The organism is Nocardia lasii, assembly GCF_042658545.1.
Lineage (GTDB): Bacteria > Actinomycetota > Actinomycetes > Mycobacteriales > Mycobacteriaceae > Nocardia > Nocardia lasii.
The window spans coordinates 630,318-657,170 of sequence record NZ_JBHSQN010000002.1 but is presented as its reverse complement, the minus strand read 5'-3'; the positions used below and the strand labels follow the sequence as shown (position 1 = coordinate 657,170).

Annotated in this window: 27 protein-coding genes; 15 read left to right on the top strand and 12 right to left on the bottom strand. The window is 69.3% G+C overall.

The window, feature by feature from the left end; translation table 11 throughout:
- Nucleotides 1–4 precede the first annotated feature (4 nt).
- A complete protein-coding gene (locus tag ACFP3H_RS06750; protein WP_378601084.1) occupies nt 5–1,231 on the bottom strand; it encodes a cytochrome P450 family protein in 1,227 nt (408 codons plus the stop codon).
- Between the two features lie 325 nt (nt 1,232–1,556).
- On the opposite strand from ACFP3H_RS06750, the gene ACFP3H_RS06745 reads away from it, so the two are divergent.
- The 9 genes from ACFP3H_RS06745 to ACFP3H_RS06705 all read left to right on the top strand — a co-directional run bounded on the left by ACFP3H_RS06745 (nt 1,557) and on the right by ACFP3H_RS06705 (nt 10,807).
- Nucleotides 1,557–1,715 carry a hypothetical protein gene (locus ACFP3H_RS06745; protein WP_378601082.1) on the top strand — a complete coding sequence of 53 codons (159 nt, stop codon included), beginning with the start codon at nt 1,557–1,559 and terminating at the stop codon, nt 1,713–1,715.
- Between the two features lie 238 nt (nt 1,716–1,953).
- Nucleotides 1,954–2,790 (top strand): MHYT domain-containing protein, encoded by an 837-nt coding sequence (locus tag ACFP3H_RS06740; RefSeq protein WP_378601080.1) that lies wholly within the window; start codon nt 1,954–1,956, stop codon nt 2,788–2,790.
- A 161-nt stretch (nt 2,791–2,951) separates the two neighbouring features.
- The gene (locus tag ACFP3H_RS06735; protein ID WP_378601078.1) at nt 2,952–4,142 is read left to right on the top strand and encodes a lipid-transfer protein; all 1,191 of its coding nucleotides are present in this window, start codon (nt 2,952–2,954) and stop codon (nt 4,140–4,142) included.
- A 35-nt stretch (nt 4,143–4,177) separates the two neighbouring features.
- A complete protein-coding gene (locus ACFP3H_RS06730; RefSeq protein WP_378601076.1) occupies nt 4,178–4,618 on the top strand; it encodes a type II toxin-antitoxin system Rv0910 family toxin in 441 nt (146 codons plus the stop codon).
- Nucleotides 4,615–5,487 (top strand): MaoC/PaaZ C-terminal domain-containing protein, encoded by an 873-nt coding sequence (locus tag ACFP3H_RS06725; protein ID WP_378601074.1) that lies wholly within the window; start codon nt 4,615–4,617, stop codon nt 5,485–5,487. Before ACFP3H_RS06730 ends, ACFP3H_RS06725 begins: the two co-directional genes overlap by 4 nt.
- A 12-nt stretch (nt 5,488–5,499) precedes the next feature.
- Complete coding sequence (locus ACFP3H_RS06720) at nt 5,500–6,378, top strand: SDR family oxidoreductase (RefSeq protein ID WP_378601072.1); 879 nt, start codon at nt 5,500–5,502, stop codon at nt 6,376–6,378.
- A 1-nt stretch (nt 6,379) separates the two neighbouring features.
- Entirely contained in the window at nt 6,380–8,605 is a 2,226-nt protein-coding gene (locus tag ACFP3H_RS06715) for an acyl-CoA dehydrogenase (RefSeq protein WP_378601070.1), read from the top strand.
- A gap of 97 nt (nt 8,606–8,702) precedes the next feature.
- Nucleotides 8,703–9,395 carry a TetR/AcrR family transcriptional regulator gene (locus tag ACFP3H_RS06710; protein WP_378601068.1) on the top strand — a complete coding sequence of 231 codons (693 nt, stop codon included), beginning with the start codon at nt 8,703–8,705 and terminating at the stop codon, nt 9,393–9,395.
- Nucleotides 9,396–9,451: 56 nt separating this feature from the next.
- On the top strand, nt 9,452–10,807 hold the full coding sequence (locus ACFP3H_RS06705) for a lipase family protein (RefSeq protein ID WP_378601066.1): 1,356 nt from the start codon (nt 9,452–9,454) through the stop codon (nt 10,805–10,807).
- A gap of 35 nt (nt 10,808–10,842) precedes the next feature.
- Here ACFP3H_RS06705 and ACFP3H_RS06700 read toward each other — a convergent pair whose 3' ends face one another.
- The 4 genes from ACFP3H_RS06700 to ACFP3H_RS06685 all read right to left on the bottom strand — a co-directional run bounded on the left by ACFP3H_RS06700 (nt 10,843) and on the right by ACFP3H_RS06685 (nt 15,110).
- Complete coding sequence (locus ACFP3H_RS06700) at nt 10,843–11,634, bottom strand: enoyl-CoA hydratase-related protein (protein ID WP_378601064.1); 792 nt, start codon at nt 11,632–11,634, stop codon at nt 10,843–10,845.
- Between the two features lie 73 nt (nt 11,635–11,707).
- On the bottom strand, nt 11,708–12,412 hold the full coding sequence (locus ACFP3H_RS06695; protein WP_378601062.1) for a class I SAM-dependent methyltransferase: 705 nt from the start codon (nt 12,410–12,412) through the stop codon (nt 11,708–11,710).
- Nucleotides 12,413–12,564: 152 nt separating this feature from the next.
- Entirely contained in the window at nt 12,565–13,728 is a 1,164-nt protein-coding gene (locus ACFP3H_RS06690; protein ID WP_378601060.1) for an AI-2E family transporter, read from the bottom strand.
- Between the two features lie 50 nt (nt 13,729–13,778).
- Nucleotides 13,779–15,110 carry a WS/DGAT/MGAT family O-acyltransferase gene (locus ACFP3H_RS06685; RefSeq protein ID WP_378601058.1) on the bottom strand — a complete coding sequence of 444 codons (1,332 nt, stop codon included), beginning with the start codon at nt 15,108–15,110 and terminating at the stop codon, nt 13,779–13,781.
- A gap of 329 nt (nt 15,111–15,439) precedes the next feature.
- Here ACFP3H_RS06685 and ACFP3H_RS06680 point away from each other — a divergent pair, with 329 nt between their 5' ends.
- Nucleotides 15,440–16,609 (top strand): hypothetical protein, encoded by a 1,170-nt coding sequence (locus tag ACFP3H_RS06680; protein WP_378601056.1) that lies wholly within the window; start codon nt 15,440–15,442, stop codon nt 16,607–16,609.
- Nucleotides 16,606–16,878, top strand: a complete 273-nt coding sequence (locus ACFP3H_RS06675) for a hypothetical protein (protein ID WP_378601054.1) — start codon at nt 16,606–16,608, stop codon at nt 16,876–16,878. Before ACFP3H_RS06680 ends, ACFP3H_RS06675 begins: the two co-directional genes overlap by 4 nt.
- A 90-nt stretch (nt 16,879–16,968) precedes the next feature.
- Here ACFP3H_RS06675 and ACFP3H_RS06670 read toward each other — a convergent pair whose 3' ends face one another.
- Both ACFP3H_RS06670 and ACFP3H_RS06665 read right to left on the bottom strand, forming a co-directional pair.
- Nucleotides 16,969–18,108, bottom strand: a complete 1,140-nt coding sequence (locus ACFP3H_RS06670; RefSeq protein ID WP_378601052.1) for a hypothetical protein — start codon at nt 18,106–18,108, stop codon at nt 16,969–16,971.
- An 11-nt stretch (nt 18,109–18,119) separates the two neighbouring features.
- On the bottom strand, nt 18,120–19,046 hold the full coding sequence (locus ACFP3H_RS06665; protein ID WP_378601050.1) for a metal-dependent hydrolase: 927 nt from the start codon (nt 19,044–19,046) through the stop codon (nt 18,120–18,122).
- A gap of 120 nt (nt 19,047–19,166) precedes the next feature.
- Here ACFP3H_RS06665 and ACFP3H_RS06660 point away from each other — a divergent pair, with 120 nt between their 5' ends.
- On the top strand, nt 19,167–19,775 hold the full coding sequence (locus ACFP3H_RS06660; protein WP_378601048.1) for a TetR/AcrR family transcriptional regulator: 609 nt from the start codon (nt 19,167–19,169) through the stop codon (nt 19,773–19,775).
- On the opposite strand, the gene ACFP3H_RS06655 is transcribed toward ACFP3H_RS06660, so the two are convergent.
- From ACFP3H_RS06655 to ACFP3H_RS06645, 3 genes are all read right to left on the bottom strand, one after another.
- Entirely contained in the window at nt 19,753–20,784 is a 1,032-nt protein-coding gene (locus ACFP3H_RS06655; protein WP_378601045.1) for a medium chain dehydrogenase/reductase family protein, read from the bottom strand. The genes ACFP3H_RS06660 and ACFP3H_RS06655 overlap by 23 nt on opposite strands.
- Nucleotides 20,785–20,865: 81 nt before the next feature.
- On the bottom strand, nt 20,866–21,429 hold the full coding sequence (locus ACFP3H_RS06650; RefSeq protein ID WP_378601043.1) for a TetR/AcrR family transcriptional regulator: 564 nt from the start codon (nt 21,427–21,429) through the stop codon (nt 20,866–20,868).
- Between the two features lie 60 nt (nt 21,430–21,489).
- Entirely contained in the window at nt 21,490–22,257 is a 768-nt protein-coding gene (locus ACFP3H_RS06645) for a crotonase/enoyl-CoA hydratase family protein (protein WP_378601040.1), read from the bottom strand.
- A 238-nt stretch (nt 22,258–22,495) separates the two neighbouring features.
- Between ACFP3H_RS06645 and ACFP3H_RS06640 the strand changes: the two genes are divergently transcribed.
- The 3 genes from ACFP3H_RS06640 (at nt 22,496) to ACFP3H_RS06630 (ending at nt 25,649) form a co-directional block, all read left to right on the top strand.
- Nucleotides 22,496–22,915 carry a YciI family protein gene (locus ACFP3H_RS06640; RefSeq protein ID WP_378601037.1) on the top strand — a complete coding sequence of 140 codons (420 nt, stop codon included), beginning with the start codon at nt 22,496–22,498 and terminating at the stop codon, nt 22,913–22,915.
- A gap of 6 nt (nt 22,916–22,921) precedes the next feature.
- A complete protein-coding gene (locus tag ACFP3H_RS06635) occupies nt 22,922–24,208 on the top strand; it encodes an RNA polymerase sigma factor (protein ID WP_378601034.1) in 1,287 nt (428 codons plus the stop codon).
- Between the two features lie 85 nt (nt 24,209–24,293).
- A complete protein-coding gene (locus tag ACFP3H_RS06630; RefSeq protein ID WP_378601031.1) occupies nt 24,294–25,649 on the top strand; it encodes an MFS transporter in 1,356 nt (451 codons plus the stop codon).
- Between the two features lie 8 nt (nt 25,650–25,657).
- Here the strand turns inward: ACFP3H_RS06630 and ACFP3H_RS06625 are convergent, their stop codons facing one another.
- Together ACFP3H_RS06625 and ACFP3H_RS06620 are read right to left on the bottom strand one after the other, a co-directional pair.
- Nucleotides 25,658–26,134, bottom strand: coding sequence for a nucleoside deaminase (locus ACFP3H_RS06625; protein WP_378601028.1), 477 nt, complete (start codon nt 26,132–26,134; stop codon nt 25,658–25,660).
- Nucleotides 26,131–26,853: ornithine cyclodeaminase family protein (locus ACFP3H_RS06620; RefSeq protein WP_378601025.1), on the bottom strand; the 723-nt coding region annotated here is incomplete at its 5' end. The genes ACFP3H_RS06620 and ACFP3H_RS06625, both read right to left, overlap by 4 nt.

The following is a 26,853-nucleotide window of genomic DNA, read 5'->3' as shown; positions in this document are numbered from 1 at the left end:
CGAGTCAGCCGGGCACCGCCAGCGCGGCGGTGCGCGGGAACACCACCGGCAGGCCCGCCAGCGCGCGGTGGAAGGGTCCTGGGCGCCACACCAATTCGTCGGCGGGCACCGCCAGTTGGAGTTCGGGCAGCGCGTCGAGGAGTTGGTCGATGGCCTCCTGGGCGATCAGGTAGGCGGGGGAGCGGGCCGGGCAACCGTGCGGGCCCGTGCTCCAGGCCAGGTGGGCGCGGTTGTCGAGGAAGTTCCCGGTCCCGATCGCGGGGTCGTTGTTGCACGCGGCCATGCTGATCACCACCGGCTGGTGCGCGGGCAGCCACACGTCGTCGACCAGGATCGGTTGACGCGGATAGGTGGTGCAGAAGTTGGCCATCGGGGGATCGGTGTAGAGCACCTCGTCGAGCGCGTCGCGGGTGGACAGGCTGCCGCCGAGCAGGTCGCCACCGAAGCGCGGGTCGGTGAGCATGACCCGCACGGTGTTCAGGATCAGGTTGAGCGTGGGTTCGATCCCGGCGCCGTAGAGGGTCAGCACCTGGTTCATCAGCTCCTCGTCGGTGAGTCGCTGCGGGTGGCGCACCAGGCGCGTGGTCACGTCGTCGCCGGGCTCGACCTGCTTGAGTCGCACCAGATCGTAGAGCGCGTGTTCGAGCATCCGGGTGCCCTCGACCGCTTGATCGCCGCCCTCGAACATCTGCGCCATCCCGGTCGCCACCCGGCCGCCGATCGCGTCGGGCACGCCGAGCATCGCGTTGATGGTGGCGAAGATGACCGGAAAGGCGTACTGGCTCAACAGGTCCGCGCTGCCGTCGGCGCAGAAGGTGTTGATCACCGGCAGCGCGATCCCCTCCACCGTGCGGTGCAGCTGATGCAGGTCCACGCCCGCCAGCCCTGCCACCGTGGCCTGGCGGTGTCGCAGGTGCTCCTCGCCCGCGGTCCGAATCGCGTTGGGGCGGTAGCACATCATCGGCAGCACGGGGCAGTCCGCGGGGATGTCGCGCTGCCACATCCGGGGGTCGGCGGGGAAGTGATCGGGGTCGTTGAGGATGCGCACCGCGGTGCGATAGCCGATCACCAGCGTGGCGGGCACGCCGGGCACCAGGTCGACCGGGACGAGGGAACCGAAACGATCTCGCATGGCGCGGTAGGCGCCCTGGGGGTCGGCCGCGAATTCGGTCGAGTACAGCGGCACCCGGGCGGACCCGAGGCGCGAATCCGGCGAGACATCCAGTGTCACAGCGTGAACTCCTGAGTTGACGGTCGGTCCGTGGACGCGTGGTTCGATATCGCGAGAACTGTTGTGCCGAGCGGGATCCGGCGCGCGGAGAACGCTCGCGCGGTCGATGCCGTTGCGGTGCTGTCGAACAGGTTAGCAGCGGCAATCGGCAAGTGGGTGAAACAGGTTGCGGGAGAATATATTTCATGAATTATTGAGGTGGCGATGAATCGAGACCGGCGGTATATCGGCGCCGTGTACGGTTGATCGGACAGGTCAGCCGTCGACCCGCGCGCATCGTGTGAGGTGGTAGCGGCGCCGTCGATCCAGCCGAGGAAGTACCTGCATGACCAGCGATCTCGACGACGACCCGTTCGACGCGGCTCCCATCGAGCCCGAAGAAGAAGATCCCACCGTGCACTGGCCGGAGCCGAGTCCCCTGCACGCGTGGTGGGCCGACATCATGGCGGCGAAGAAGAATCGACGGTTCGGCCAACCGGGCTGAGGTGAATTGCTGAGTGAATGCCAGCGGGCATTCCCGCGCTTCGAGTATCAGTAGTTAGCATAGGTAAGCATGTGTTTTGTCACATTCGCGCCGGATAATCCCAGGTGAATTCCGAAAAACCAACCGGACATCCGTCCAGAGCTGAAAAGTAGCCGATGGTCACCGTATTGTCTGTCGTCGGTCGGATTTCGGTGTGTCACGGTAGAGCCGCGGCACTGATGCGAGGATTTGTCACGGCGTGCTCGACATCTATCACTTCTCCTACGGTTGGATCACCCCGGTTCTGGCCTACTTCATGTCCTTCGTCGGCTGTCTGCTCGGCCTGCAGTGCGCCGCGCGCGGGCGCAACGCGGGCCGGGGGCGGGTCGGCTGGTTGGTGAGCGCGGCCGTCGCGATCGGCGGAACCGGCATCTGGGTCATGCATTTCATCGCGATGCTCGGCTTCACGATCGACGGCTCCCAGATTCGCTACGACATCCCGCTCACCCTGTTCAGCGCGGTGACGGCGATGCTGTTCGTCGGCATCGGCCTGTTCATGGTGAACAAGCCGCAGCCGACGCTGGCCTCGCTGGTCGGCGGCGGCACGATCACCGGCCTCGGCGTGGGCACCATGCACTACACCGGCATGTACGCGATGAAGTCCACCGCCGATCTCGGGTACAACCCGTGGTTGGTCGCGGTGTCGATGGTGATCGCGGTCGTCGCCTCGATCGTGGCGCTGTGGTTCACCCTGCGGGTGCGGGGGCTGGCGGCCACCATCGGCGCCGCGGCGATCATGGGCGTGGCGGTCTGCGGCATGCACTACACCGGCATGGCCGCGATGCACGCCCACGCCGGTCACCACAACGCCGCGCCGCCCTCGGGTGCGCAGGCGATGCAGTTGCTCGGCCCGCTGATCGGGTTGATCTGCGTGGTCACCATGTTCGTGCTGATCATCGTGAGCCTGTCCGAGGTGGAGAACACCGAGGCGCTGCCCAAGATGCGGCTCAACGCCGCGCCGTGGCCCCAGGCCGAGGCCGGCTCCGACCCGGCGCCCCGCGTCGCCGCGGGGGAGTACGGCAGATCCTCGCGCTGATTCCGCGCACGCCCGCAGGGCCGCACCGTTCACGGTGCGGCCCTTTTTCGTGTTCCGGCCACTGTTGCCCCGGGTATTGACCTGGACGCCATGTCCAACCTAAATTACATGGACACCGTGTCCCAGGTATTCGGGGACACTCGGCACGCGGGAGTGCGTACATGACCCAGAAGGTGTTCGTCGTCGGCGTCGGCATGACGAAGTTCGAGAAGCCGGGCTCGCGGGAGTGGGACTACCCGGAGATGGCCCGCGAGGCCGGCACCGCGGCGCTCGCCGATGCCGGGATCGACTACGACCAGGTCGAACAGGCCTACGTCGGCTACGTGTACGGCGAGTCCACCTCGGGCCAGCGCGCGGTCTACGAGCTGGGCCTGACCGGCATTCCGGTGGTCAACGTCAACAACAACTGTTCGACCGGCTCCACCGCGCTCTACCTCGCCGCGCAGGCGATTCGCGGCGGGCTGGCCGACTGCACGCTGGCGCTGGGCTTCGAGAAGATGCAGAAGGGTTCGCTCGGTTCGACCTTCGACGACCGCGAGCAGCCGATGATGCGACACCTGTTGGCGCTGGCCGAACTCCAGGAGTTCGCCATGCCGCCCGCGCCGTACATGTTCGGCGCGGCGGGCAAGGAGCACATGCAGCGTTACGGGACCACCGCCGAACAGTTCGCCGGGATCGGCGTGAAGAACCACCGCCACTCGGTCAACAACCCGTACGCGCAGTTCCAGAAGGAATACAGCCTCGAGGAGGTGCTCGAGGCCAAGCAGATCTACGGCCCGCTCACCAAGTTGCAGTGCTCGCCGACCTCCGACGGTTCCGGCGCGGTGATCCTGGCGAGCGAGGACTTCGTCGACCGGCACGACCTGGCCGATCGGGCCGTGGAGATCGTCGGCCAGGCGATGGTCACCGACCTGGCGGCCACCTTCAGCGAGCCGTCCGCGATCGACCTGGTCGGCTCCTCCATGTCGCGCACCGCCGCCCGGAAGGTCTACGAGCAGGCCGGAATCGGGCCCGAGGACATCGACGTCATCGAACTGCACGACTGCTTCTCCACCAACGAACTGCTGACCTACGAGGCGCTCGGCCTGTGCGCGCCGGGCGAGGGCGGTCGACTCGTCGACGACAACGCCACCACCTACGGCGGCCGGTGGGTGGTCAACCCGTCGGGCGGCCTGATCTCCAAGGGCCACCCGCTCGGCGCGACCGGCCTGGCCCAGTGCAGCGAACTCACCTGGCAGCTGCGCGGCGACGCCGACGCCCGCCAGGTCACCGACGCGCGAATCGCCTTGCAGCACAACATCGGTCTCGGTGGCGCGGTCGTGGTGACCGCCGACCGTCCCGCCGTCCGCTGATCCCTTCCCGTCCGAATCACACCAGGAGTTACCCCATGGCATCTGTGTCCGTTTCCACCGCCCTGCCCGTCGCCCCCGAGCTGGCGTGGGCCCGTCTGAGCGATCTGGCCAACTGGGAGCAGTGGCTGACCATCCACCAGGGCTGGCGCGGTGAGCTGCCCGCCGAGCTCGCCGCGGGTTCGCGGTTCACCGAGGTCGTGTCGGTGATGAACATGGCCAACAAGATCGAGTGGACCGTCGCCGAGGTCGTCCCGAACTCGTTCCTGCGCATCACCGGCGCCGGAATGGCCGGTGTCACCATCGAATTCGCGCTGAAGGTGGAGCCGACCGAGTCCGGTTCCTCGGCCGCGTTCGACGCGAGCTTCAAGGGCGCGATGATCGTCGGCCCGATCGGCAAGGCCGTGGCCAAGCACGCCGAAGCCGATCTGAAGGAGTCGATGGACAAGTTCACCGAACTCGTCGGCGCGGCGGCATGACCACCTCGGAATCGGTCGGGGTCGTCTTCGACGGCTCCGGCCTCGGGGAGTGGACCGAGGAGCAGCGGTTCTCGGTCACCGCCGAACGCATCGCGGACTACGCTGCCGCGACCAATGATCCGATCCAGGCGCACCGCGGCGGCGAGATCGCGCCGCCGGTGTTCGCGGTGGTGCCGGTGTTCACCTCGATGGCGCCGGCCGCGCTGTCGGTCGCGCCGGTGGAGCTGCTGATGAAGCTGGTCCACGGGGAACAGGACTTCCGGTTCCATCGGCCGATCCGCGCCGGTGACGAACTGGTGGCGCGGGCCAAGCCGATCGGCTACGTGGGTCGGCCGAACGGGTCGACCGTGGTGGTCTACGCCGAAACCCGCGACGCGGCGGGCGAACTCGTCAACGAGCAGTGGATGACCGCGTTCTTCCGCAAGGTCGACGCGGGCCCCGGCGAAGGCGAACTCGCGCCCGCGCACCGGATCACCGACGCCGATCGCGCCGCCGATCCGGTCGCGACGGTCACCGCCCACATCGACGCGGACCAGACCTACCGCTACTCGCCGGCCTCGGGCGATCCCATGCCGATTCACCTCGACGACGAGATCGCCCGCATGGCAGGGCTGCCCGGCATCATCAACCACGGTCTGTGCACCATGGCGTTCACCTCGTGGGCCGCGCTGACCGAACTCGGCGACAGCGACACCGCGCGCCTGCGCCGACTCGCCGTGCGCTTCGCCAAGCCGGTGCTGCCCGGCCACGACATCACCACCACGTTCCGGTCCACCGAGTCCGGCGAGCCCGGCGTGCGCGCCTACGCCTTCGAGACCGTATCGGCGGGTCAGCTCGCGATCACCGACGGCCGCGTCGAATTCAACTAGGAGACAAGACTTATGGGAAAACTCGACGGACGGGTCGCGGTCATCACCGGTGCCGGGCGCGGAATCGGGCGTGAACACGCGCTGCTGTTCGCCCGCGAAGGCGCCAGGGTCGTGGTCAACGATCTCGGCGGCGCCAACGACGGCACCGGCACCGACGCGGGCCCGGCCCAGCAGGTGGTCGACGAGATCGTCGCCGCCGGGGGCGTCGCGGTGGCCAACACCGACAACATCGCCACCTGGGACGGCGCGAAAGCCCTTGTCGACCAGGCGATCAGCGAGTTCGGCACGCTCGACATCGTGGTGAACAACGCGGGCATCCTGCGCGACGCGTTCATCGCGGGCATGGACGAAGCGCAGTGGGACTCGGTCATCGCGGTGCACCTCAAGGGCCACGCCGCCACCCTGCACCACGCGGCGGCGTACTGGAAGGCGCAGTCCAAGGCCGGAATTCCGGTCTCGGCTGCGGTGATCAACACCGCCTCGGCGTCGGGCACGTTCATGCCCAACGCCGGGCAGGGCAACTACGGCGCGGCCAAGGCGGGCATCGCGGCGCTGACCCTGGTCGCCGCCGACGAGCTCGAGCGCTACGGCGTGCGGGTCAACGCGATCGCCCCGATCGCGCGCACCCGGCTGACCCTGGCCACCCCCGGTATGGGCGCGCTGTTCGCCGCCGAGGTGCCCGAGGGTGAGTTCGACGCGTTCGCCCCGGCCAATATCTCCCCGCTGGTCGCCCACCTCGCCGAGGCCGACTGCGCGATCACCGGCAAGGTGTTCGCGGTGCAGGGCGGCGCGATCGTCGAACTGGCGGGCTGGCACGACGTGCGCACCGTGGAAACCGACGGACCGTGGACCATCGACGAGGTGGCCGCCCAGCTGAAAGCGACGAACTAGCATGGCGCGCAACAGTTATGAGCTCGGCGTCGGTGTCGGCGAGGATCACCTCGCGCTCGCCGACGCGGTCGCCGGTTTCGTGGAGCGCACCATCACGGCCGCGCTCGTGCGCGACGCGGTGGAGTCCACCGACGCGGGCAGCAAGGTGCTGCCCTACTGGGATTCCCTCGTCGCCCAGGACCTGCTGAGCCTGCACATCGCCGAGGACCTCGGCGGTCAGGGCGCGGGGCTGCTGACGCTGGCCGTGGCCCTCGAACCGCTCGGACGTGGCCTGCACACGGGGCCGTTCGTCCCGACCGTGTTCGCGTCCGCGGTGCTCGCCGCGGCGGCGAAGGCCGGGGACGCGGCGGTCGGGGAGCGCCTGGCCGGGTTGGCCGACGGTTCGCGCACCGGCGCGGTCGCCACCACGTCGAACCTGACCGGCACCGTGCACGAGGGCACGCTGACCGTGAGCGGCACGGCCGACGGTGTGGTCGGCGCGCGGACGGCCGACGTGATCATCGCCCCGGTCACCGTGGCCGGCGGGCAGCGGTGGGTCGTGTTCGAGAACATCGACCTGACGATCAGCGCCCAGGACGGCATCGATGTGCTGCGCGGTTCGGTTCGGCTGCACGCGGATTCGGTCGAGGTCGGCGCCGATCGCCTGCTGGCGGTGAGTTCGGCGCGGGTGCGCTCGCTGGCCGCGGTGGTGCTCGGCGCCGAGGCGGTCGGGGTGATGTCGTGGTGTGTGTCGACCGCGTCGGAATACGCCAAGACCCGGGTGCAGTTCGGTCGCCCGATCGGGCAGTTCCAGGGTGTCAAGCACAAGTGCGCCCAGATGGGCATCGCCCTGGAGAAGGCCCGCGCGGTGCTGTGGGACGCCGCGTTCGCCCTCGACCGTGACGACGAGACCGCCGACTACGCGGGAGCCGTTGCGGCCCTGATCATTCCGGACGCGGCCGTGCAGGTGGCCCAGGACTGCATCCAGGTGCACGGCGGCATCGGTTTCACCTGGGAGCACGACGCGCACCTGTACTACCGGCGGGCGCTGGCCCTGCGCGGGCAGCTCGGCGCTCGCGACGAACGCGCCGAGGCGGTCGCGGGTTTCGCGCTGTCGGGGCTGACCCTGTCCAGCGAACTCGAACTGCCCGCCGAGGCGGAGCGGATCCGTGCGGCGGTGCGCGCCGAGCTCGCCGAGGTCGCGGCCATCGATGACGAGGACGACCAGCTCGTGGCCCTCGGCGACGGCGGCTGGAACCTCCCGCACCTGCCGCGCCCCTACGGTCGCTCGGCCTCCCCGCTCGAGCAGGTGGTGATCGCGCAGGAGATCAAGGCCTCCGGGATTCCGATGCCGCAGCTGCTGATGGGCACCTGGGCGGTCGGCGCGATCGTGCCCCACGGTGACGAACGGCAGCAGCGCGAGCTGGTCGTGCCGACCCTGCGCGGCGAACTGGTGTGGTGTCAGCTGTTCAGCGAGCCGGGCGCCGGTTCGGACCTGGCCAGCTTGACCACCAAGGCCACCAGGGTCGACGGTGGTTGGCGGGTGAGCGGGCAGAAGATCTGGACCACGGTCGCCCAGTTCGCGGACTGGGCGATGCTGATCGCGCGCACCAGCCCGGACAAGCCCAAACACGAAGGCATCACCTATTTCGTGCTCGACATGTCCACGCCCGGGATCACGGTGCGTCCGCTGCGCGAGATGACCGGGTCGGCGCTGTTCAACGAGGTCTTCCTCGACGACGTGTTCATCCCCGACGAGAACGTGGTCGGCGCGGTCGACGACGGCTGGCACGTGGCCCGCACCACCCTGGCCGGTGAGCGGGTGGCGCTGAGTCAGAAGATGGAGGCCTACGCCACCGACACCGACCTGCTGCGGTTCGCGGCCGGTCGCGAGCTCTCGCCGGTGGCGCGCTACCGGCTCGGCGAGCTGATGGCCGAGAGCCGGGCGGTCGACGTGATCGGGTCGCGGGTGGTGCTCGAGCAGCTGTCCGGCATCGACGTCTCGACCACCTCCAGCGTCGGGAAACTGTTGGGAATGGCGCTGGGACAGGCGATCTCGGAGTACATCGTGGCCGAACTCGGCGTCGCCGGCGTGGTGTCGGTGCCGGGGGAGCGCAGCGATCACGCGATGGAACAGCTCATCGCGGGCCGGGCTACCACCATCTACGGCGGCACCACCGAGGTCCAGCTCAATGTCATCGGCGAACGGATGCTGGGACTGCCACGCGACGCGGCGGCGCAGAGCTGACACCGGCCGATCGGCGGCGCCTGTGCGGGGCGGATTCGGCGCGAACGCTGGACTACAGTTCGTCGTGACCGCCGATCCGGGACCCGAAGGGAGGGCAATGACCGCACAGCGCACCGACGGCCGGGCCAGCCGCTGGGACCGGCACCGGGCCGACCGCCGCGAACTGATCCTCGCGGCCGCCCTCCGGGCCGTGCAGGCCCAGGGCGCCTCCGTCGGCGTCCAGGAGATCGCCGATCTGGCCGGGGTGCCGCGCTCGGTGCTCTACCGGCTGTTCAAGGACCGCCAGGACCTCGACGAGCAGTTGCGCACGCGCATCGTCGAGGACCTGATGGCGGTGCTCGCGCCGACGCTCAATCCCGAGGGCACCGTCGTGGAGGCGATCGCGCGCTCCATCGACACCTACGTGGGCTGGATCGCCGCCAATCCGCGCCTGCACTACTTCCTCGGCGCGGGCTCTGGCGGCTCGAAGGAGCACAACTCGCCGATCGTGTCCGGCACCAAGATCGCCATCGCGGGCACCGTGCGCGAGGTGTTCGAAGCCGCGCTGCGGTCGCAGTCGGCGCCGGTCGCGATCGCCGAACCGATGTCGTTCGGCCTGGTCGGGTTCGTCGACGGCAGCGTGAACCGGTGGTTGAGCCGGTCGATGCAGCCGATGGACGCCACCGAGCTGTCGTCGTATCTGCGGGTCGCGATCTGGTCGATCATCGATGCCAGTCTGCGCGAGGTCGGCGTCACGCTCGACCCCGAGACCTCGATCGCCGACCTGGTCGCGGGCCCTGCGTCAGACTAGGTGTAACTAGTAGTAGCGTTATCTCTGTAGGGCGTACCCGCACCGAGGAGGCACCGATGACGCTGTCGAGCGACGATCATGCCCGCGCCGTGGACACCTGGCCCGCCCCCACCGAAACGCTGGTCCCCGACCACGACCCGTTCTACTCGCCGAACCCCGGCTTCGAGCGCCTCGCCGAGGGCACGATCCTGCGCGCGCGACCGGTGGAACTCGCCGAATTCGGCGTCATCCCGGTACGGGTGCGCGCCTGGCAGCTGCTGTATCGGACCACAGATCTCAACGGCGTGCCGGAAGCCTGCGTCACCACCGTGATCGTCCCGCTCGACGGGGTCGCGCCCGGTGCGCCGCTGCTGTCGTTCCAGTGCGCGATCGACGCCATCTCCGCGCGCGCGTTCCCCTCCTACGCCCTGCGGCGCGGATCGCGGGCCATCGGCACCGTCGCTCACCTCGAGCTACTGTGCTTCGCCGACGCGCTGCGGCGGGGGTGGGCGATCTCGATTCCCGATCACGAGGGCATGCTCGGGGCCTGGGGCGCGCCGCGCGAACCCGGTTACCGCGCGCTCGACGGCATCCGCGCCACCCTGACCTTCGCGCCGGCCGGGCTCGAATCCGGTGCGCAAGTGGGGCTGTGGGGTTACTCCGGCGGCGGTCTGGCGACCGCGTGGGCCGCGGAGATGGCGCCGACCTACGCGCCCGAACTCGACATCGTCGGGGCGGTCCTCGGATCCCCGGTCGGCGATCTCGTCTCGACCTTCCACCGACTCAACGGCGGTCTGCACGCCGGGCTGCCGACCCTGGTCGTGGCCGGGCTGCGCCGGGTGTATCCGGCCTTCGACGAGCTCATCGCCACGCATTTCAGCGACGAGGGCCGCGCCGTGCTCGACAAGGCCGCGCAGTCCACCACCGTCGCGGCGGTCCTGCGGCTGGCCCGCTACAACGTCGACCGCAACAGCACCACGCCGATGACCGAGATCCTCGCCCTCGAGGCGATGCTGGCCGTGTTCGCCGACCTCACCCTCGGTGACCACGTGCCCAGCACCCCGCTGCTGGTGGTGCAGTCGGTGCGCGACCAGATCATCGCGATCGACGACATCGACGCGCTGGTCGGGCGCTACCGCGACCAGGGCGCGCACGTGACCTACCTGCGCGACCGGACCAGCGAGCACCTGAGTCTGCTGCCCGTGTCGACACCGTTGAGTCTGAACTGGCTCGGCGACCGCTTCGACGGGGTGCCGGTGACGCCGTCGCGCACCAGCACCATCCGCAGCGTGCTCTCGCTGCCCGCCGGTCGACGCGGGGTGGTGGCGCTGATCCGCAGCGCGATCCGGGTGCTGTTCGCTCGGCCGATCACCGCCGCACCGACTGTGCGCCGTAGGCATCGCGCAGTCGGCGAAAACCGCCGCGCGGCATAGGTTCTCGCGCTCCTCGGCGGTCCGGCGCGATCAGGTCAATCGTTGTCGAATCGCGGTGTGCGGTGGGTCAGCATCGCGGTCATCCCCTCGAAGAAGTCCGCGCCCGTGAGGAGTTCGACCTGGCCGGTCTTCTCCCGGTCGAGTGCGTCGTCGAGCGGGACCAGGGTCGCCGCGTTGATGGCGGCCTTGGTGAGCTGCAACGCCCGGCGCGGACCGGCGGCGAGCCGGGCGGCGACCTGGTCGACCCGGTCGGCGAGCTGTGCGGCGGGCACCGCCGCGGTGATCAACCCGGCCGCCGCGGCCTCGGTGGCGGGCAACCGGGCGCCGAGCAGGGCCAGTTCCATGGCGCGGACGCGGCCCATCGCCGCGGCGACCATCGCCGAGGTGCCGCCGTCGGGCATCAGACCGATCGAGGTGAACGGCAACAGCAAGTACGCGGAATCCGCGGCGTAGATGAGGTCGGCGGCCAGCGCGATCGCGGCACCGACCCCGGCGGCGGGCCCGTTGACCTGCGAGATCACCGGCAGCGGCGAGTCGACGATCGCGCGCACCACCTCGTTGGCCCGATCCATCGCGACCTGCGGCGGCGCCTCGTTGCCCCCGGCCGCGGCCGCCGCGGCGAGATCGGCGCCGGTGCAGAACGCGGTGCCCGCGCCGGTGAGCACGATGACCCGCACCTGCGGCCGCGTGTGCGCGCCGAGCAGCGTCGCGCCCAACGCGGTCATCGTCGCGAGGTCGACCGCGTTCATCCGCGCGGGCCGGTCGATCGTGATCCGCAGGACGCCGTGCGCCACCTGGGTGCGCAGGCCCGCTGGGGTGCGTGTCATCGCGCCTCCGTCCGTCCTCGACTGCACCCAGTGTGCCCGAGTCGATCGGCACCGCACCCGGTTTCGCGGCGGATCAGGATTTGGTGGCGACCACCAGCACGTTCTTCCCGAAGAAGCGGCCGGTGAGCGCCTGCAGGAGCTTGCTGAGCGGAAAGACCACGCGGTCGTAGAGTTTCAGGGCGCGCGGGTTGATCGAGCCGTCGTCGCTGCCCGCGAACCGGTAGGCCAGGGTGGCGAAGAATCCGATCGGGTCGCAGTAGCGCGATTCGACGATCTCGAGACCCGCGTTGCGCAGAATGCGATTGAGCTGGGTGCGCCGATAGCGCCGGTAATGTCCGACTTTCACGTCCATGGACGTGAACAGCACCTCGAGCGCGGGCACATAGACCACCAGGGTGCCGCCCGGACGCAACAGCGATGTCAGCTGTTCGGACGCTTCCTGATCATTCTTGATGTGTTCGAAGACATTGAAAGAATAAATGAGACTGTACATTTCGGATTCACAGGTCGGCTCGGTGTCGAGATCGACCACGTGATATCCCCTGGACCGCAACGATTCCTGCAGGGTCGCGTCGGGTTCCAGGCAATCCGGTTTGGTGCCGCGCTCGGTGAGCAGGTCGGCGTAGGTTCCCGAGCCCGCGCCGAAATCGAGAATGCGGACCTCGGGTGAGGTGACGTGCTTGTCGACGCAGTCGATCAGAAACCGGTTGTAGTTGACCGCTTCGGCCATCACCTCCAGGTTGTCGCACCCGGTGTAGGCGAATTCACTGCTGGTCACGCGTGGTCCCCTCAATTCCTCGATGGGCGGCAATGCGCGTCAGCGTAGTCCGATGACATGGCGATGCCATGACATCGACCAACATTGCCCACGAGGAGGCCGCGCGAATTCGACTGTTTATCCGATTCGTCTGCTTCGCCCTGATTTTCGGGTCAGGTGGTGGGGCTGGGCGCCTCGGCATCGTCCGGTTCGTCTTCCGTCGGCGGCGGCGTGGTGGCCGCGTCGATCTGTTCGCCGATATAGCGCACGACCACCGCCACCATCGCGACCACCGGCACCGCGAGGAACGCGCCGGTGATGCCGTAGAGCGAGCCGCCCGCGGTCACCGCGAGCAACACGATCACCGCGTGCAATTCCATGCTGCGGCTCTGCAACACCGGTTGCAGCACATTGCCTTCCAGCTGCTGGACCGCGATGACGATGCCGAGCACGATCAGCGCGGTGGTGAACCCGTTGCCGACCAGCGCGACCAACACCGCCAGCGCGCCCGCCACGAACGCGCCCACCATCGGGACGAAACCGGCGATGAAGGTGATCACCGACAACACCAGCGCCAGCGGCACATCCAGGATGAACAGCGCCGCGCCGATGCAGACGGCGTCGACCAGGCTGACCAGGGCCTGGGTGCGGATGAAGCCGCCCAGGGTCGTCCAGACCCGGTCCAGCACGGCTTCGAGGTGTCGGCCGCTGCGATCGCCGGCGACCCGGTGCAACCAGGGCAGCAGGCGGGGGCCGTCCTTGAGGAAGAAGAACACCAGCACCAGCACCAGGAACAGGGTGATCAGCGCGGTGGTCGCGGTCGACACTCCGGTGAACACGCCGTTGGCGATCTGGGTGCCGCTGGACTGCAGGCGCGCCACGATCGCGTCGACCGCGGAGTCGAGTTGCTCGTCGCGGATCCGCAGCGGCGGACCCTGCGCCCAGTCGCGGACCTGGTTGACGCCGGCGGTGGCCTTGTCGGCCAGTTCCGGGGCCTGGTCGGCGACCGAGGGCACGATCAGCGCGATGACGCCACCGAACAGCCCGAGGAAGGTCAGCAGGGTGATCGCCGCGGCCAGGGCGGGGGCGACCCGGTGCTTGGTGAGCCAGCGGGTGGCGGGCCACAGGACCGTGGTCACCACGATCGCCAGTGCGATCGGCAGGATCACCACCCACAGCTTGCCCACGATCGACCCGATCACCCACGCGCCCGCCGCGATCGCGACGATGCACAGCGACCACTTGGCCAGCCACAACAGCCCGCCGCCGATCACCTGCCCGCGATCTCGCGTCGGTGTCGATGGCGTCTCACTGGTTTCCTTCACCGGCCCGCTCACGGTGGCCAGTCTGACACGTCCGCCGGGTCGGTGGCGCGCGAGCGGTCGCCTTATCCCACCGCGGTTTCCAGTTCGGTCAGGGTGTCGTCGAGCATGCCGATGAGGCGTTGCAGGCGCGGCACCGCGCGACGGCAGCCCACGATGCCGAAGTGCATCGCGTCGCCGAAGCCGACGGTGGTGATGTTGATCGCCTGGCCGTCGAGGGGGATCGAGGCGGGATAGATCGCCTCGACGCGCACGCCGTTCCAGTACCGGGGGCGTTGCGCGCCGGGCACATTCGAGATGACGATGTTGAACGGTGGTGGGCCGCCGCCGAGCAGGGGCACGCTCGGCAACGTCAGACCGACCACATTGAGCGCCGAGAGCCCCAGCACCTGCAGCGGAGTCAGTTCGGCCATGGTCGATTTCGTGCGGTCCATCGAGGACCGGGTCCGGTCGAGTCGCTGCCGGGGGTCGGGCTCGTCGGTGCCGAGATCGCACAGCACGGCCCCGACGGCGTTCCCGCCGGTCTCCTCGGCGCCGTCGGCACGCAGCGACACCGGGACCATCGCGACGAGCGGGCGCGCGGGCAGCGCGTTCTCGGCGGACAGGTAGCGGCGCAGCGCGCCCGCGCACATCGCGAGCACGACGTCGTTGAGCGTGGCCCCGGTCGTCTCGGTGACCGCGCGCAGCCGAGCCAACGGCCACGACTGCGCCGCGAATCGACGTGCCCCGCTGATCGGCACGTTGAACATGGTCTCGGGGGCCTGGTACGGCAGCGGGTCGGGCAGGCGCCGCGACAGCGCCCGCGCGCCCGAGACGGTCTGCGGCACGGTGCCCACGGTCCGTGAGACGGTGCGCACGAGGCCGGAAAGCCCACTCGCGCCGGGTTTTTCGGTGCGGCGTCGGTCGGTGCGCCAGGCGGGGACGCAGTCGCGGGCGTCGGGGTCGGTGGCCAGGGTGCGCTGCCAGGCGCGCACCGCCGAGACGCCGTCCATCAGGGCGTGGTGGGTCTTGGCGTAGGTCGCGATCCGGCCGTCGGCCAACCCTTCGATGACGTAGACCTCCCACAGCGGGCGGTGCCGATCCAGCAGCGAACCGTGCAGCATCGAGATCAGTTCGAGCAGTTCGCGCACCCGGCCCGGCGCGGGCAGCGAGAGCAGTCGCACGTGATAGCTCAGGTCGATGTCGTCGTCGAGGTCCCAGCGCAGTGCCGGGAACACCCCGAACGCGCGTTCGGGACGCCGCCGGAACACCGAGGTCACCGCGTCGGCGCCGGTGAGCATGTCCTCGTACATCGTGCGCGCGAAACCCGCGGGGTCGGCGGTCTTCTCGAACAGGCACAGCCCACCCACGTGCATCGGGTGTTCCCTGGACTCCAACATCAAGAACACGGAGTCCATCGGCGACATCATCGTCGGCTTTCCTGACCTCGGCACGGCGCCACCTCTCCTCGTCGAGTCCATGATGCCGCCCGGGGCGCGATCGACGGTCAGCTTCCGGAAACGACGTGCCGGTGGTGGTCGGGAGGATATTGCGCGGTTGCGGGGGAGGGCGCGGGCGAGGTTCTTCGCGGCGAGACGCTCGCGTGCCGAGAAGCGCACGTGCGCAGGTGTCTTCGCGGTGAGAAGGCTCGATGCTGGGAGGCGTACCGGCGCGGGAACCTTCATGGCAGGGCGCTCGGTAGATGTCCTCGGTGTCGAAAGGCGCACGCGCGCAGTACCTTCGTGGCATGGGGAGTTCTCTCGCGGCGGGGCGGTACCGGTTTCGTCGACCGGTGGCGGTGGTGCTCGCCGTGGTGATCGCGGTGGCGGTCGCGGTGTCGTTGCCGAGGTGGTGGTGCGGTCGTGATGCCGACCGGTGGTATCGGGGCGACTCGGCGCTGGTGCACGGTCTGGCCGAGGAACTGGTGGCCTTCCAGGCCGACGACGATCAGTGGCGGGGCAGTGGCGGCCGTGATCGGGTGGTCGGCATGTGGGGTCTGCTGGTACACCAGATGACGGCGTTGGGGCTCGCCCAGGTTTCCCTGGAACATCCGCAGTGGCGGTCGCGGTACGCGCCGGTGGTGACCAGCGCGGCGGTGAAGAGCCTGTTGCCGCAGCTGCGCTACGAGTTCACCTCGTCCTGGCACGGTCGCGACGGCATGGCCGAGCTCGACAGCGCCGACGGACACGCCTACCTGTCCTACCCCGCCCTCGCGCTCGGCATGGCGCGACTGATCGACCCCGACTTCCCCGCCGAGCTCGCGAGCCGCCACGACGCGCTGATCGCGGCCTTCGAGCGGCGACTGCTCGCGTCACCCACCGGACTGCTCGACACCTTCCCCGGCGAGGCCTACCCGACCGACGTGGCGGCGGTGGCGGCGGCGATCGCGGTGCACGGTCGGGCGACCGGGGCCGATCACACGGCGGTCATCGCGCACTGGGCGCGGCAGGTGCGCGCGGTGCAGATCGATCGCGACACCGGGCTGGTGATCCAGCGCATGGGCGTCGACGGCCGCCCGCACGACGCCCCGCGCGCCTCGGGCACCGGATTGGCCGCCTACTTCGCCGGTTTCGCCGACCGCTCCCTCGCCGAGGACCTCGCGGCGGCCCTGTTCCGCCAGGAACGCACCGTCCTCGGCTTCAGCGCGATCGACGAATACGGGGACGGCCACAGCGGCCCCGGTGACATGGACAGCGGCCCCCTGATCCTCGGAATCTCGGTCTCGGCCACCGGTTTCGCGCTCGCCCCCGCCCGCGCCTTCGCCCACCGTGACCTGTTCACCCGTCTCTACCGCACCACCGACCTGTTCGGCCTGCCCGTCCACGACGGCACCCGCACCCGCTTCGCGACCGGCGGCGCCGTCGGCAACGCCCTGCTGCTGGCCTTCCTCACCTCGGGACCGGAGGTGGCCCGATGAAGCATCCGACCCTGCTCGCGGCCTGGCGCATACTCCGCGTACCCCTGGCCATGCTCATCACCTACGTGGCCCTGCACGCGGTCGTGGTAGCCCTGTCGGCCCGCCACGGCTTCGGTTCCCCCGACGGCCTCGGCCTCGCCTTCACCGCCACCGCCGCGGCCGTCGTGGTGCTCCGGGTCCTCCTGCTGACCGTCGTCCCGGCGGTCGTCCTCTACCGAATCGCGAAATACGTTGTGACCCTGACGATCTCCCCCGAACCGCCGACCTGACCCGACGCCTCAGTCACCAGCCCTCGCGCAGCGGGCGACGGTCGGGCCCATTCGCCACATCGAACGCGAACTCAGTCGAACAGGCCACGGTCATCGACCGACCGATGTTGTTGTCCGCGAGAGGGTTCGGGTTCGTGGCACCGTGAACGTGGCAGTCACCGACGCGGTGGCGACGAGGAAGCAGGCCGCCGTGTACCAGAGGTTTCCGATCGGGTCGCCGGAGCTGGTTTCGCCGTCGACGGCGGCGAAATAGTCGGGCAGGGACACGATCCAGAGGGCGGCGAAGACGACCAGGTAGACGATGCTGAACCGTTGGGCGAAGCGGTCCACGTAGGGCGGTGGTGCCAGGTCGCCGCCGCGCAGGCGCGTCCACTGACGGATCAGGGTGATCGTGGCGACGACGGCGAGCACGGCCAGTTCCAGGGCGTAGAGGACGCCGCGCACGGTCGTGTTGTCCATGCCGAGCACGGTCGCGGGCAGCGGCAGCAGGAAGGTGCCGAGCGAGGCGAGCAGGCCGATCACGACTGTGCGCCACAGCAATTCGAGACCGGAGAAGTGCCGGCCGTCCTCGACGTGGCGACCGACGAAGAACTGCACGCACCACGCCAGCGACATCGGCCACAGGGCCGCGAACACCACCACGCTGCCCATCGGCACCGCGTCGAACATCGGCTGGTTGAGGGGATTGTCCACCGACCACTCCCACCAGCGCAGCTGCGGGCCGAGGTGATCGAAGATCTCGTAGAAGGCGTGGTGGACGAAGCCCACACAGGCGGCGCCGACGAGAGTGCCGTAACTGCGGAAGACGCCGAGCATCCTGACGATGCCGAACGACATCGTCGCCATCAGCGGATAGATCGCGACGATGTAGAGCGGCAGTCTGCCCCACAGGAATTCGACGGTGAACACGTTGTGCGCGAACATCGTGTCGACGTGGTCCTCGATGCCGAACGCGGCCGGGAAGTACAGCGGCGGTTCGATGACGAACAGGTACGCGGTGGCGCCGAACCACAGGACCAGGTTGGTGGGGTCACCGTGGCGGCGCAGGCGCACGACGGCGTAGCACAGGGCCAGCACGGCACCGACCACGATGGTGAGTTCGAGGATCGGCAGGGTCGCGTTCGCCAACGCGAACGGGTTGCGGAACTCCACGAGCCCGCCCGCTTCCGCGCAGGAGAACCCGAGTCGCGCGGCGAGGTCGGCGAAGGTGGGGGAGCAGTGATCGACCATCGGGGTGCCCTCTACGAATCAGCGGAATCGGCGGTGTACCACCGGGTTACGTCGTAGCCCTCGTCGTAGCGACGGAACCACCGGTCGGCCAGGGCGGGCAGCGCCTCGTGGTCGGGGTTGTGTCCGGGCAGCTGACTGCGCGCGATCCCCGCCAGCGCGACGAGCTGTTCCCGCGTCGACAGGTCGTCGAACGCGCGCGGCATGGTCCCGTTGTCGGCGGCCCGCGACCACGGCAACCACCGGCGCACCGCCTGCTGCGCGCGATACATCGCGAACATCGACATCGCGTCGACCTGCCGATCCGCCAGTGGCACATGCTCGTTGAAGCCCGCGCACGCCACCCGGATCACCCGCAGCACATGCCGGAAGATCGACGGCGCCACCCGCATCCGATACAGCTCGCTGTCGATCACGGAGTGGAAGATGACCAGCGCGGAACTGCGATGCTCGACCTCCTCCACGAAATGCCAGAGGAACAGTGAGGCCACCCGGTCGTCGCCGGGCGCGAACAGCGTGTCGTCGTTGTCGAGCATCAACTTGAACACCGGCGTGAAGGTCGCCTCGAGGTCGGCGGTGTAGGCCAGGCGGTACTTCACCGAGGTGGTCGCGGTGAGCTCGTCGAACTCGGCCACCACCGCGTCCAGGGTCTCCCGCAGCCCCGGATAGCGCCGGATGAGCGCCTTCACATGCTGACGATGGGCGTGCGAGTGCTGGCCTTCCTGGCGCATGAACGCCTGCGCTTCCGCGGCCACGTCGGGATCGGTGATCTGCGGTTTCGCCTGGGAGATGAGCTGCACGATCATCTTCTCGAACCCGATCGCCAGAAAGGACACGGCATTGGCCATCGACGAGAACGCCGGGTTGCGCGGATTCCACAGGAACGGCACGTCGTAGTCGGCGAAGGCGAAATTCATGGTGCGGACGGGAAGTTCGGTCACGGTGGGCTACCTCGATATTCGACCGCGCGGGTGATGCGGTAATCATACGAAGTGACCCAATTGTGTATGATGACTTTCACGGAATTCGCCCTGACCTGGCCCTGTGCTAGCGTCCACCCGGTGGCGCGAAGACGGGGGTGGGGTGGCAGTCCGCCGGCGGACGATGCCGAGGCCGCGCGCCGAATCGTCGCCGCCGCAGTCGAACTCATCGCCCGCACCGGCGCGGAGATCAGCATCGCCGACGTCGCGGAAGCGCTCGGCGTCATCCGACAGACGGTCTACCGGTACTTCCCCAGCGCCGACGCGCTCATGACCGCCGCGGCCATCGCCTCGGTCGACGACTTCCTCGACCGACTCACCCGCCACGTCGGCGGACTGTCCGATCCCGTGGCGGCGATGACCGAAGCGGTGCTGTTCACCCTCACCGACGTGCGCCGCACCCCCCACCTGGGCATCCTGCTGTCGAGTTCCTACTCCAACGCCCACCCCGACAGCCTCACCTCCGACGCGGCCCAGGCGTTCGGCATGACCATGATCCGCCGCTTCGATGTCGACTGGGCCGCTTATGATTACGACGAACCCGCCCTGCGCGAACTCGTCGAATACGTCCTGCGCACGATGCAGTCCTTCTTCCTGTCCCCGGGCGATCCGCCCCGCACCGAGGACGAACTGCGCCGCTACCTGCGCCGGTGGATGGGCGCGGCGATCAGCGCGCAGTCGGGTCGCTGACAAGCACGACTTTGCCTGCGACAGTGCCGGATTCGGCGAGCTCGAGCGCGCGGGCGGCCTCGGTGAGCGGGATGCGCGCGGCGACCTGGGCGGTGATGGTGCCCGACGCGGCGAGTGCGAAGACCTGCGCGAGATCCTCGGCGAGGCGGGCGCGGAAACGGGTGATCCGGCGCTTGCCCGCCCACAGGTTGTAGAAGTGCGCACTTCGCCTGTTGGGCAGCGAGTTCCACCACAGCAGGCGGGCGAACAGCTTCAGCACGGGCAGGCGGGAGTCGCCCTCGTCGTTCTTGGTGGCGGCGGTGCCGTAGGAGACCAGGGTGCCGCCGGCGGCGAGCAGGCCGAAGGAATCGGTGATGCCGGGACCGCCGACGTGGTCGAACACCGCATCCACGCCCTCGGGTGCGAGCGCCCGAACCTGGTGTGGCACATCGCCTCGGTAGTCGATCCACGTCGCGCCCAGCGCGGTGACGGCCTCGGCGTGGCGGGCGGCGGCGGTGCCGATCACGTGAATGCCCGCCGCACGGGCCAATTGGACCAGGGTGGAGCCGACGCCGCCGTTGGCGCCGAGCACCAGGATCGTCGCGCCCGCCTCGACCCGGGCGACCCGGTGCAGCATCTGCCAGGCGGTGACGCCGTTCACGACGAAGGTTTCCGCCTCGGCCGCGTCCACGGCGTCGGGCACCGGGATCAGATCGGCGACATCGAGATCGACATGGCTGCTCCACCCGCCGATCTTGGTCAGCGCGGCGACGCGACGACCGATCAGGGCCGGATCGGCGGCGGCGATCACCGTGCCGACCAGGTCGTAGCCGGGGACGAACGGGAACGGCGGCTGGTCGTAGTACTTGCCCCGTCGCATCTGCTGTTCGGCGAAGGACACCCCGGAGGCGTCGACCCGAACCAGTGCGCGACCGGGCGCGGGGGCGGGGAGTTCGCGCTGGGTGACGAGCAGATCGTGCGGGTCGACGCGGCCGGGCAGGACGATTTCGGTGGCGATCGTGGTGTTCATCAGGGAACCTCTCATGGTGTGTGACTGGTCAGTCACTCTTGGGGCAGAAGAAAGCTCCAACCGCGCGGGTTGGAGCGTGGGTCAGTGGGGGTGGCGCATGCCGGTGGTCAGGGCGCGGGCCCACGACTCGTCATCGCCGTCGAGGCCGAGGGTGGTGACGAGGTGGCAGAGCTGGCCGAACGCGATGAAGTGCTGGATCTGCTCGGGAGTGCCCCCGGATCGGCGCTGCGCGAAGGTGGTCACCTTCGCCAGCCCGCGCCGCAGGGCCTCGGCGATCTCGGGGATGTCGGTGGCGGACTGGGCGTGGACCTGCAACATCAGCAGGCTTCGGTCGGCGATGAGTTCGGCGTAGGCCTCGCCCATCTCGTGCAGGATCCCGGCCGGATCCTCGGCGCCGGAATTGGCCGCGCCCGTCGACATCGCGCGTTCGACCAGGTCGAAACAGCGATCCAGCGCCGCGACGAACAGGGCGATCTTGCCGGGGAAGAGCTTGAAGACATACGCGGGGGAGATCTCGGCGCGCGCGGCGATGGTGTTGATCGGGGTGCCGTGGTACCCGGTTTTGGCGAATTCGGTGATCGCGGCATCGACGACGGCGTCGCGCCGCACATCGGAGGTGGACAGGGTCGCGCCGCGCTTGGTCATGTGAGTGACTGTACACTCACTCTTCGGATCGGGTCAATATCGACCACGGATATGTCTCGGTCAGCGCGCCTTCCAGTCGGGCTTGCGCTTCTGCACGAACGCCATCGTCCCCTCGCGCACGTCCTCGGTCCCGGCCAGCGCCACGATCTCGCGATTGCTCTGCTCCCAGGCCGCGTCATCGCTGAGTCGGCCCAGTGCCACCCGCTTGCTCGCCTGCACCGCCAGCGGCGCGTTCGCGGCGATCCGCTCCGCCAGTGCCAGTGCGGCATCGAGGACCTCGCTCGCGGGTACCACCCGGTTGATCAGGCCCAGTTCCAGCGCTCGGGCCGCGGTGATCGGCTCGCCGGTGAGGATCATCTCCATCGCGACCTTGCGCGGCAGCTGCTCGGGCAGCCGGAACGCGCCACCGGCGGCCGCGAACAGGCCGCGGGCCACCTCGGGCAGGCCGAAGGTGGCCGTGTCGGCGGCGACGGCGAGATCGCTGGCCAGCACCAGTTCGGTGCCGCCGCCGAGCGCGAAACCGTTCACCGCCGCGATGGTCGGCGTGCTGATCGGGTGGCTCACGTATCCGGCCAGGCCCCAATCCTCATGTCCGGCAGCGAAAATCGACTCACCCCGGCTGAGCGCCTTGAGGTCGGCGCCCGCGCAGAACGCCCGCTCGCCCGCGCCGGTGAGAACCACCGCCCGGATGTCGGGGTCGGCCTCGGCGCGCTCGAGGGCCTCGCCCACCCCGGTGCTGAGCGCGGCGTCGACCGCGTTCATGGCCTGCGGTCGATTCAGCACGATCACGAGCACATGCCCGCGTTGTTCGACGAGAACTGCGCTCACCGGTGACTCCCTTGCCGTCGGTCGGGGCCTGACCCGTCGATCTTTAGCACGCTGGGCCCCCGGGCAGACCCGAATCGCGCATTCGCATTCGGCGCGCGCACCGCCCGCTCGTCGTAGGCTGCCGAACATTCGCGAAAAAACTTTCGGCCGGGTGTCGATCCGCACCGGTGCCCGTTCGACCTAGGGATGAACGCGCGGCCCGGCAGTCGGGTCCGCACCGATCCGAGGAGACGAAACCATGAAGTACATGCTGATCATGCGCGCCACCGACGAAGCCTGGGCCGCGATGGCCGACGTCGACTTCAACGACATGCTCGAGACCATGGGCAAGTTCAACGACGAGTTGATCAACGCCGGAGTGCTCGTCGCCGCCGAGGGACTCGACGACGCGGCCCAGGGCGTGGTGGTCGACTACTCGTCGGACGTCCCGACCGTCACCGACGGCCCCTACGGCGAGACGAAGGAACTGTTCGGCGGGTTCTACATCCTCAATGTGGCCTCCAAGGAGGAGGCGATCGAGTGGGCCAAGCGGATGCCCTATGTGGGACCGGGCACCAAGACCGAGATCCGCCGGGTGCCGAGCATCGACGAGTTTCCGCAGGACAACAAGTGGATCATCAAGGAGCGCGCGTGGCGTGAAGACACCGGCCAGCTCTGAGCCACGATGAGCGACCACACCGGCCGCGAGGCCGTCGCCGCGGTCTGGCGCATCGAATCGGCCCGCATCGTCGGCGCGCTCGCCCGCTACACCCGCGATTTCGCGATGGCCGAGGATCTCGCGCAGGAAGCGCTGGCCGAGGCCCTGGTGACGTGGCCGCGCGAAGGCGTGCCGCGGCATCCGGCCGGGTGGTTGCTCACCGTGGGTCGACGTCGGGCGATCGACGCGTTCCGGCGTCGCGCCGCCCTCGATGACCGCTACGCCGCCCTCGCCGGTGATCTCGGCGAGGGCGGCGTGCTGACCGGCGGCGATCCGGTCGACCCGGTGCGCGCCGCCGCGGCGGTGCTGTGGGATCCCGATCAGATCGATGACGATGTGCTCGCGCTGATGTTCATCTCCTGTCACCCGGTGCTCTCGCGCGAGGCGCGCCTGGCGCTGACCCTGCGGGTCGTCGGCGGTCTGACCAGCGACGAGATCGCCAAGGCGTGCCTGGTGCCGACCGCGACCGTGCAGGCCAGGATCACCAGGGCCAAGAAGACCCTCGGGGCCGCCGAGGTCGCGTTCGCGGTGCCGCCCGCCGCCGAGCGCCGCGAGCGGCTCGGCTCGGTGCTCGGCGTCATCTACCTGATCTTCACCGAGGGGTCATCGGCCAGCGCGGGCACCGACCTCATCCGCTTCGACCTCGCCGGGGAGGCCCAGCGGCTCGCGCGGGTGCTGGCCCGGCTGATGCCGACCGAGCCGGAGGTCTACGGGTTGCTCGCGCTGCTGGAGCTGACCGCCGCGCGCTTTCCCGCCCGCACGGGCCCCGACGGCGAACCGGTCCTGCTCGAACAGCAGGACCGTCGCCGCTGGGACCACTCCGCGATCCGCCGGGGCCGGGCCGCGCTGGCCAGGGCCGGACAGGTCGGGCGCGGCCTTGGCGCCTACGGACTCCAGGCCGCGATCGCCGAATGTCATGCTGTCGCACCGTCTGTCGAGGCGACGGACTGGGAACGGGTGGTGGTGCTCTACGAGGCGCTGGGCCGACTCGCGCCGTCGCCGGTGGTCGAACTGAACCGGGCGGTGGCGGTGTCGATGGCGAACGGCCCGGCCGCGGCCCTGCCGATCGTCGACGACCTCGCCGCCTCGGGCGCCCTGGCGAACTCCCACCTGCTGCCGAGCGTGCGCGGCGAACTGCTCACCCGGCTCGGCCGCGCCGACGAGGCTCGCGCCGCGCTGACCGAGGCGCTCGCCCTGTGCGGCAACGACCGCGAACGGGCCGTGCTCACCCGGAAAGTGGCGGCCCTGGAATAGGCCCGAAGGGTCGTCGCACGCTCGTAACGTTTGCTCACCATCGCGTCGGGTAACCGTGAAAGGCGACGACGAGAGGGTGTTGTGGATGTCGAGGGAATCGAAATCGGTATTGCATCGGGCAATCGGTGCGTCGGCGATCGGTAATGCGGTCGAATGGTTCGACTATGGCGTCTACGCCTATCTGGCGACCTATATCGCGAAATCGTTGTTTCCCGGTGACGGCGAGTCCGGGATCGTCTACACGCTGCTCGGGTTCGCCGTATCGTTCCTGATCAGGCCGGTCGGCGGGATGATCTGGGGGCCGCTCGGGGACCGGATCGGGCGCAAACGAGTGCTCGCGATGACGATCATTCTGATGGCCGCCTCGACGATGGCCGTGGGTCTGATCCCCAGTTTCGACGCCATCGGCATCGCCGCCCCGATTCTGCTCTACGCCCTGCGCATGATTCAGGGACTTTCCGCCGGTGGTGAATACGGTGGGGCCGCGACATTCATGGCCGAATACGCGCCGGATCGCAAACGCGGATTCTATGGCAGTTTTCTCGAGGTCGGCACGCTCGCCGGTTTCACCCTCGGCAATCTCAGCGCCCTGCTGCTGGTGAACGTGCTCGACTCCGCCTCGATGGATTCGTGGGGGTGGCGCATTCCGTTCCTGATCGCCGGTCCGCTCGGCCTGATCGGCATGTACCTGCGCAGCCGGGTGGAGGACACCCCGGTGTTCCGCGAGATCGAGCGCAACGAGGAGACCGAGCAGATCTCCGGGGTCTACCGCGACCTGGTGACCAAGTACCTGCGCCCGGTGCTGACCCTGTTCGGCCTGGTGATCGCGCTCAACGTGGTCAACTACTCGCTGCTCAGCTACACGCCCACCTACCTCGGTTCCACCCTCGGCATGGAGGAATCCGACGCGCTGCTCGTCCCGCTGGTCGGCCAGATCGCGATGCTGTGCATCCTGCCGTTCCTCGGGGCCCTGTCGGACCGGATCGGTCGCAAGCCGATGTGGATGTTCTCCTGCGCGGCGATGATGATCGCGGTGATCCCGGCCTACCACCTGATCGGGTCCTCGCTCACCGGCGCGATCGTCGGCTTCGCGATCCTCGGCCTGCTCTACGCACCGCAGTTGGCCACCATCTCGGCCACCTTCCCGGCCATGTTCCCCACGATCGTGCGCTTCGCCGGCGTGGCCATCGGCTACAACGTCGCCACCTCCCTGTTCGGCGGCACCGCACCGGTGATCAACGAAGCCCTCATCGGCGCGACCGGGGACACGATGATCCCGGCCTACTACATGTTCGGCGCCTGCGCGGTCGGGCTGATCGCCTCGTTCTTCCTCATCGAGACCAAGGGCGCGTCGCTGCGCGGCACCCAGATCCCCGGCACGCCCGAGGCGCTCGAGGAACAGCGCGACCTGGGCGAACCGGAGCCGGTCTCGGTGAAGTGACCGGCCTGTCAGTGCTGCGCGGCGGCGCGGAACACCGCGAGTGCCTCCTCGCCGAGGTGCGGTCCGCTCACCTCGACCGGCACGCTCGCACTGGCCACGACCTCGGCGCAGGTGAGCGCGAAGCGGGGTCCGCCGGGCAGGATCGGCCCGAATTCCGCTGCTGCGGCGGCGAAGACGATGCGGCCGACCCCGGCCCACACCATCGCCGCCGCGCACATCGGGCACGGTTCGCCGCTGGCGTAGACGGTCCCACCGCGCAGGTCACCGGCCCGCCCGGCCGCGCTGGCCAGCGTGATCGCGACCAGCTCGGCGTGGGTGGTGACATCGCCGGTGGTGTGCACCGCGTTCACCCCCTCGGTGAGCACGGTGCCGTCCGCGGTGACGGCCACCGCGCCGAACGGCTTGTCGCCGAGCGCGTTCGCGTGCCCGGCGAGGTCGATGGCGCGACGCAGGTGGGCGAGGTCGATCTCGGTCAGTTCACTCATGCGGACAGATCCACTTCCGTTCCGATGCCGGTGACGCGGGCTTGGTCGATGAGCAGGCGGGCGGCGGCCAGATCCTGCAGGCCGATGCCGACCGAGTTGAACAGGGTGATGTCGCGCGCGCCGCGACGGCCGGGGACCCGGCGCGTGATCACCTCGCCCAACTCGGTACCCACCGCGTCCGGCGTGATCGCGCCCTCGGCGATGGCCAACAGGGTGTCGCCGGACTTGGTGAGCGTGGTGCCGATCGAGTCTACGACGACGCGGGCGCGGCGCATGGCCTCGCCGTCGACCTCGCGGTGATCCGCGCGCGGCGGGGCGCCGACGGCGTTGACGTGCAGGCCCGCGCCGAACCAGGCGCCGCGCACGATCGGTTCGCGCGAGGGGGTGAGCGTGCACAGCACGTGCGCGCCCCTGGTCACCGCTTCCGGGGTGTCGAGGGCGCGGACCTCGAGGCCGAGATCGGCTGTCGCGGTGCGGAATCGGTCGATCGTCGCCGCGGTACGCGACCAGACCAGCACCGTCTCCAGCTCGCGCACGGTGGCGATGGCGCGGGTGTGTTCGACGGCCAGATTGCCGGCGCCGATCACCCCGAGGATCGAACTGTCCGCTCGGGCAAGGTATTTCGTGGCGACGGCGCTGGCGGCGGCGGTGCGGACGGCGGTGTCGAGGCGGCCGTCGATCAGCGCCTCGCACGAGCCGTCGGCCGCCGAGGTCACCAC

Coding starts and splice junctions, on each gene's coding strand:
- ACFP3H_RS06745 (WP_378601082.1), top strand. CDS start 1,557: ATGACCAGCGATCTCGACGACGACCCGTTCGACGCGGCTCCCATCGAG.
- ACFP3H_RS06735 (WP_378601078.1), top strand. CDS start 2,952: ATGACCCAGAAGGTGTTCGTCGTCGGCGTCGGCATGACGAAGTTCGAG.
- ACFP3H_RS06730 (WP_378601076.1), top strand. CDS start 4,178: ATGGCATCTGTGTCCGTTTCCACCGCCCTGCCCGTCGCCCCCGAGCTG.
- ACFP3H_RS06725 (WP_378601074.1), top strand. CDS start 4,615: ATGACCACCTCGGAATCGGTCGGGGTCGTCTTCGACGGCTCCGGCCTC.
- ACFP3H_RS06720 (WP_378601072.1), top strand. CDS start 5,500: ATGGGAAAACTCGACGGACGGGTCGCGGTCATCACCGGTGCCGGGCGC.
- ACFP3H_RS06715 (WP_378601070.1), top strand. CDS start 6,380: ATGGCGCGCAACAGTTATGAGCTCGGCGTCGGTGTCGGCGAGGATCAC.
- ACFP3H_RS06710 (WP_378601068.1), top strand. CDS start 8,703: ATGACCGCACAGCGCACCGACGGCCGGGCCAGCCGCTGGGACCGGCAC.
- ACFP3H_RS06705 (WP_378601066.1), top strand. CDS start 9,452: ATGACGCTGTCGAGCGACGATCATGCCCGCGCCGTGGACACCTGGCCC.
- ACFP3H_RS06700 (WP_378601064.1), bottom strand. CDS start 11,634: ATGACACGCACCCCAGCGGGCCTGCGCACCCAGGTGGCGCACGGCGTC.
- ACFP3H_RS06685 (WP_378601058.1), bottom strand. CDS start 15,110: ATGGACTCCGTGTTCTTGATGTTGGAGTCCAGGGAACACCCGATGCAC.
- ACFP3H_RS06680 (WP_378601056.1), top strand. CDS start 15,440: ATGGGGAGTTCTCTCGCGGCGGGGCGGTACCGGTTTCGTCGACCGGTG.
- ACFP3H_RS06675 (WP_378601054.1), top strand. CDS start 16,606: ATGAAGCATCCGACCCTGCTCGCGGCCTGGCGCATACTCCGCGTACCC.
- ACFP3H_RS06670 (WP_378601052.1), bottom strand. CDS start 18,108: ATGGTCGATCACTGCTCCCCCACCTTCGCCGACCTCGCCGCGCGACTC.
- ACFP3H_RS06655 (WP_378601045.1), bottom strand. CDS start 20,784: ATGAACACCACGATCGCCACCGAAATCGTCCTGCCCGGCCGCGTCGAC.
- ACFP3H_RS06650 (WP_378601043.1), bottom strand. CDS start 21,429: ATGACCAAGCGCGGCGCGACCCTGTCCACCTCCGATGTGCGGCGCGAC.
- ACFP3H_RS06640 (WP_378601037.1), top strand. CDS start 22,496: ATGAAGTACATGCTGATCATGCGCGCCACCGACGAAGCCTGGGCCGCG.
- ACFP3H_RS06635 (WP_378601034.1), top strand. CDS start 22,922: ATGAGCGACCACACCGGCCGCGAGGCCGTCGCCGCGGTCTGGCGCATC.
- ACFP3H_RS06630 (WP_378601031.1), top strand. CDS start 24,294: ATGTCGAGGGAATCGAAATCGGTATTGCATCGGGCAATCGGTGCGTCG.
- ACFP3H_RS06625 (WP_378601028.1), bottom strand. CDS start 26,134: ATGAGTGAACTGACCGAGATCGACCTCGCCCACCTGCGTCGCGCCATC.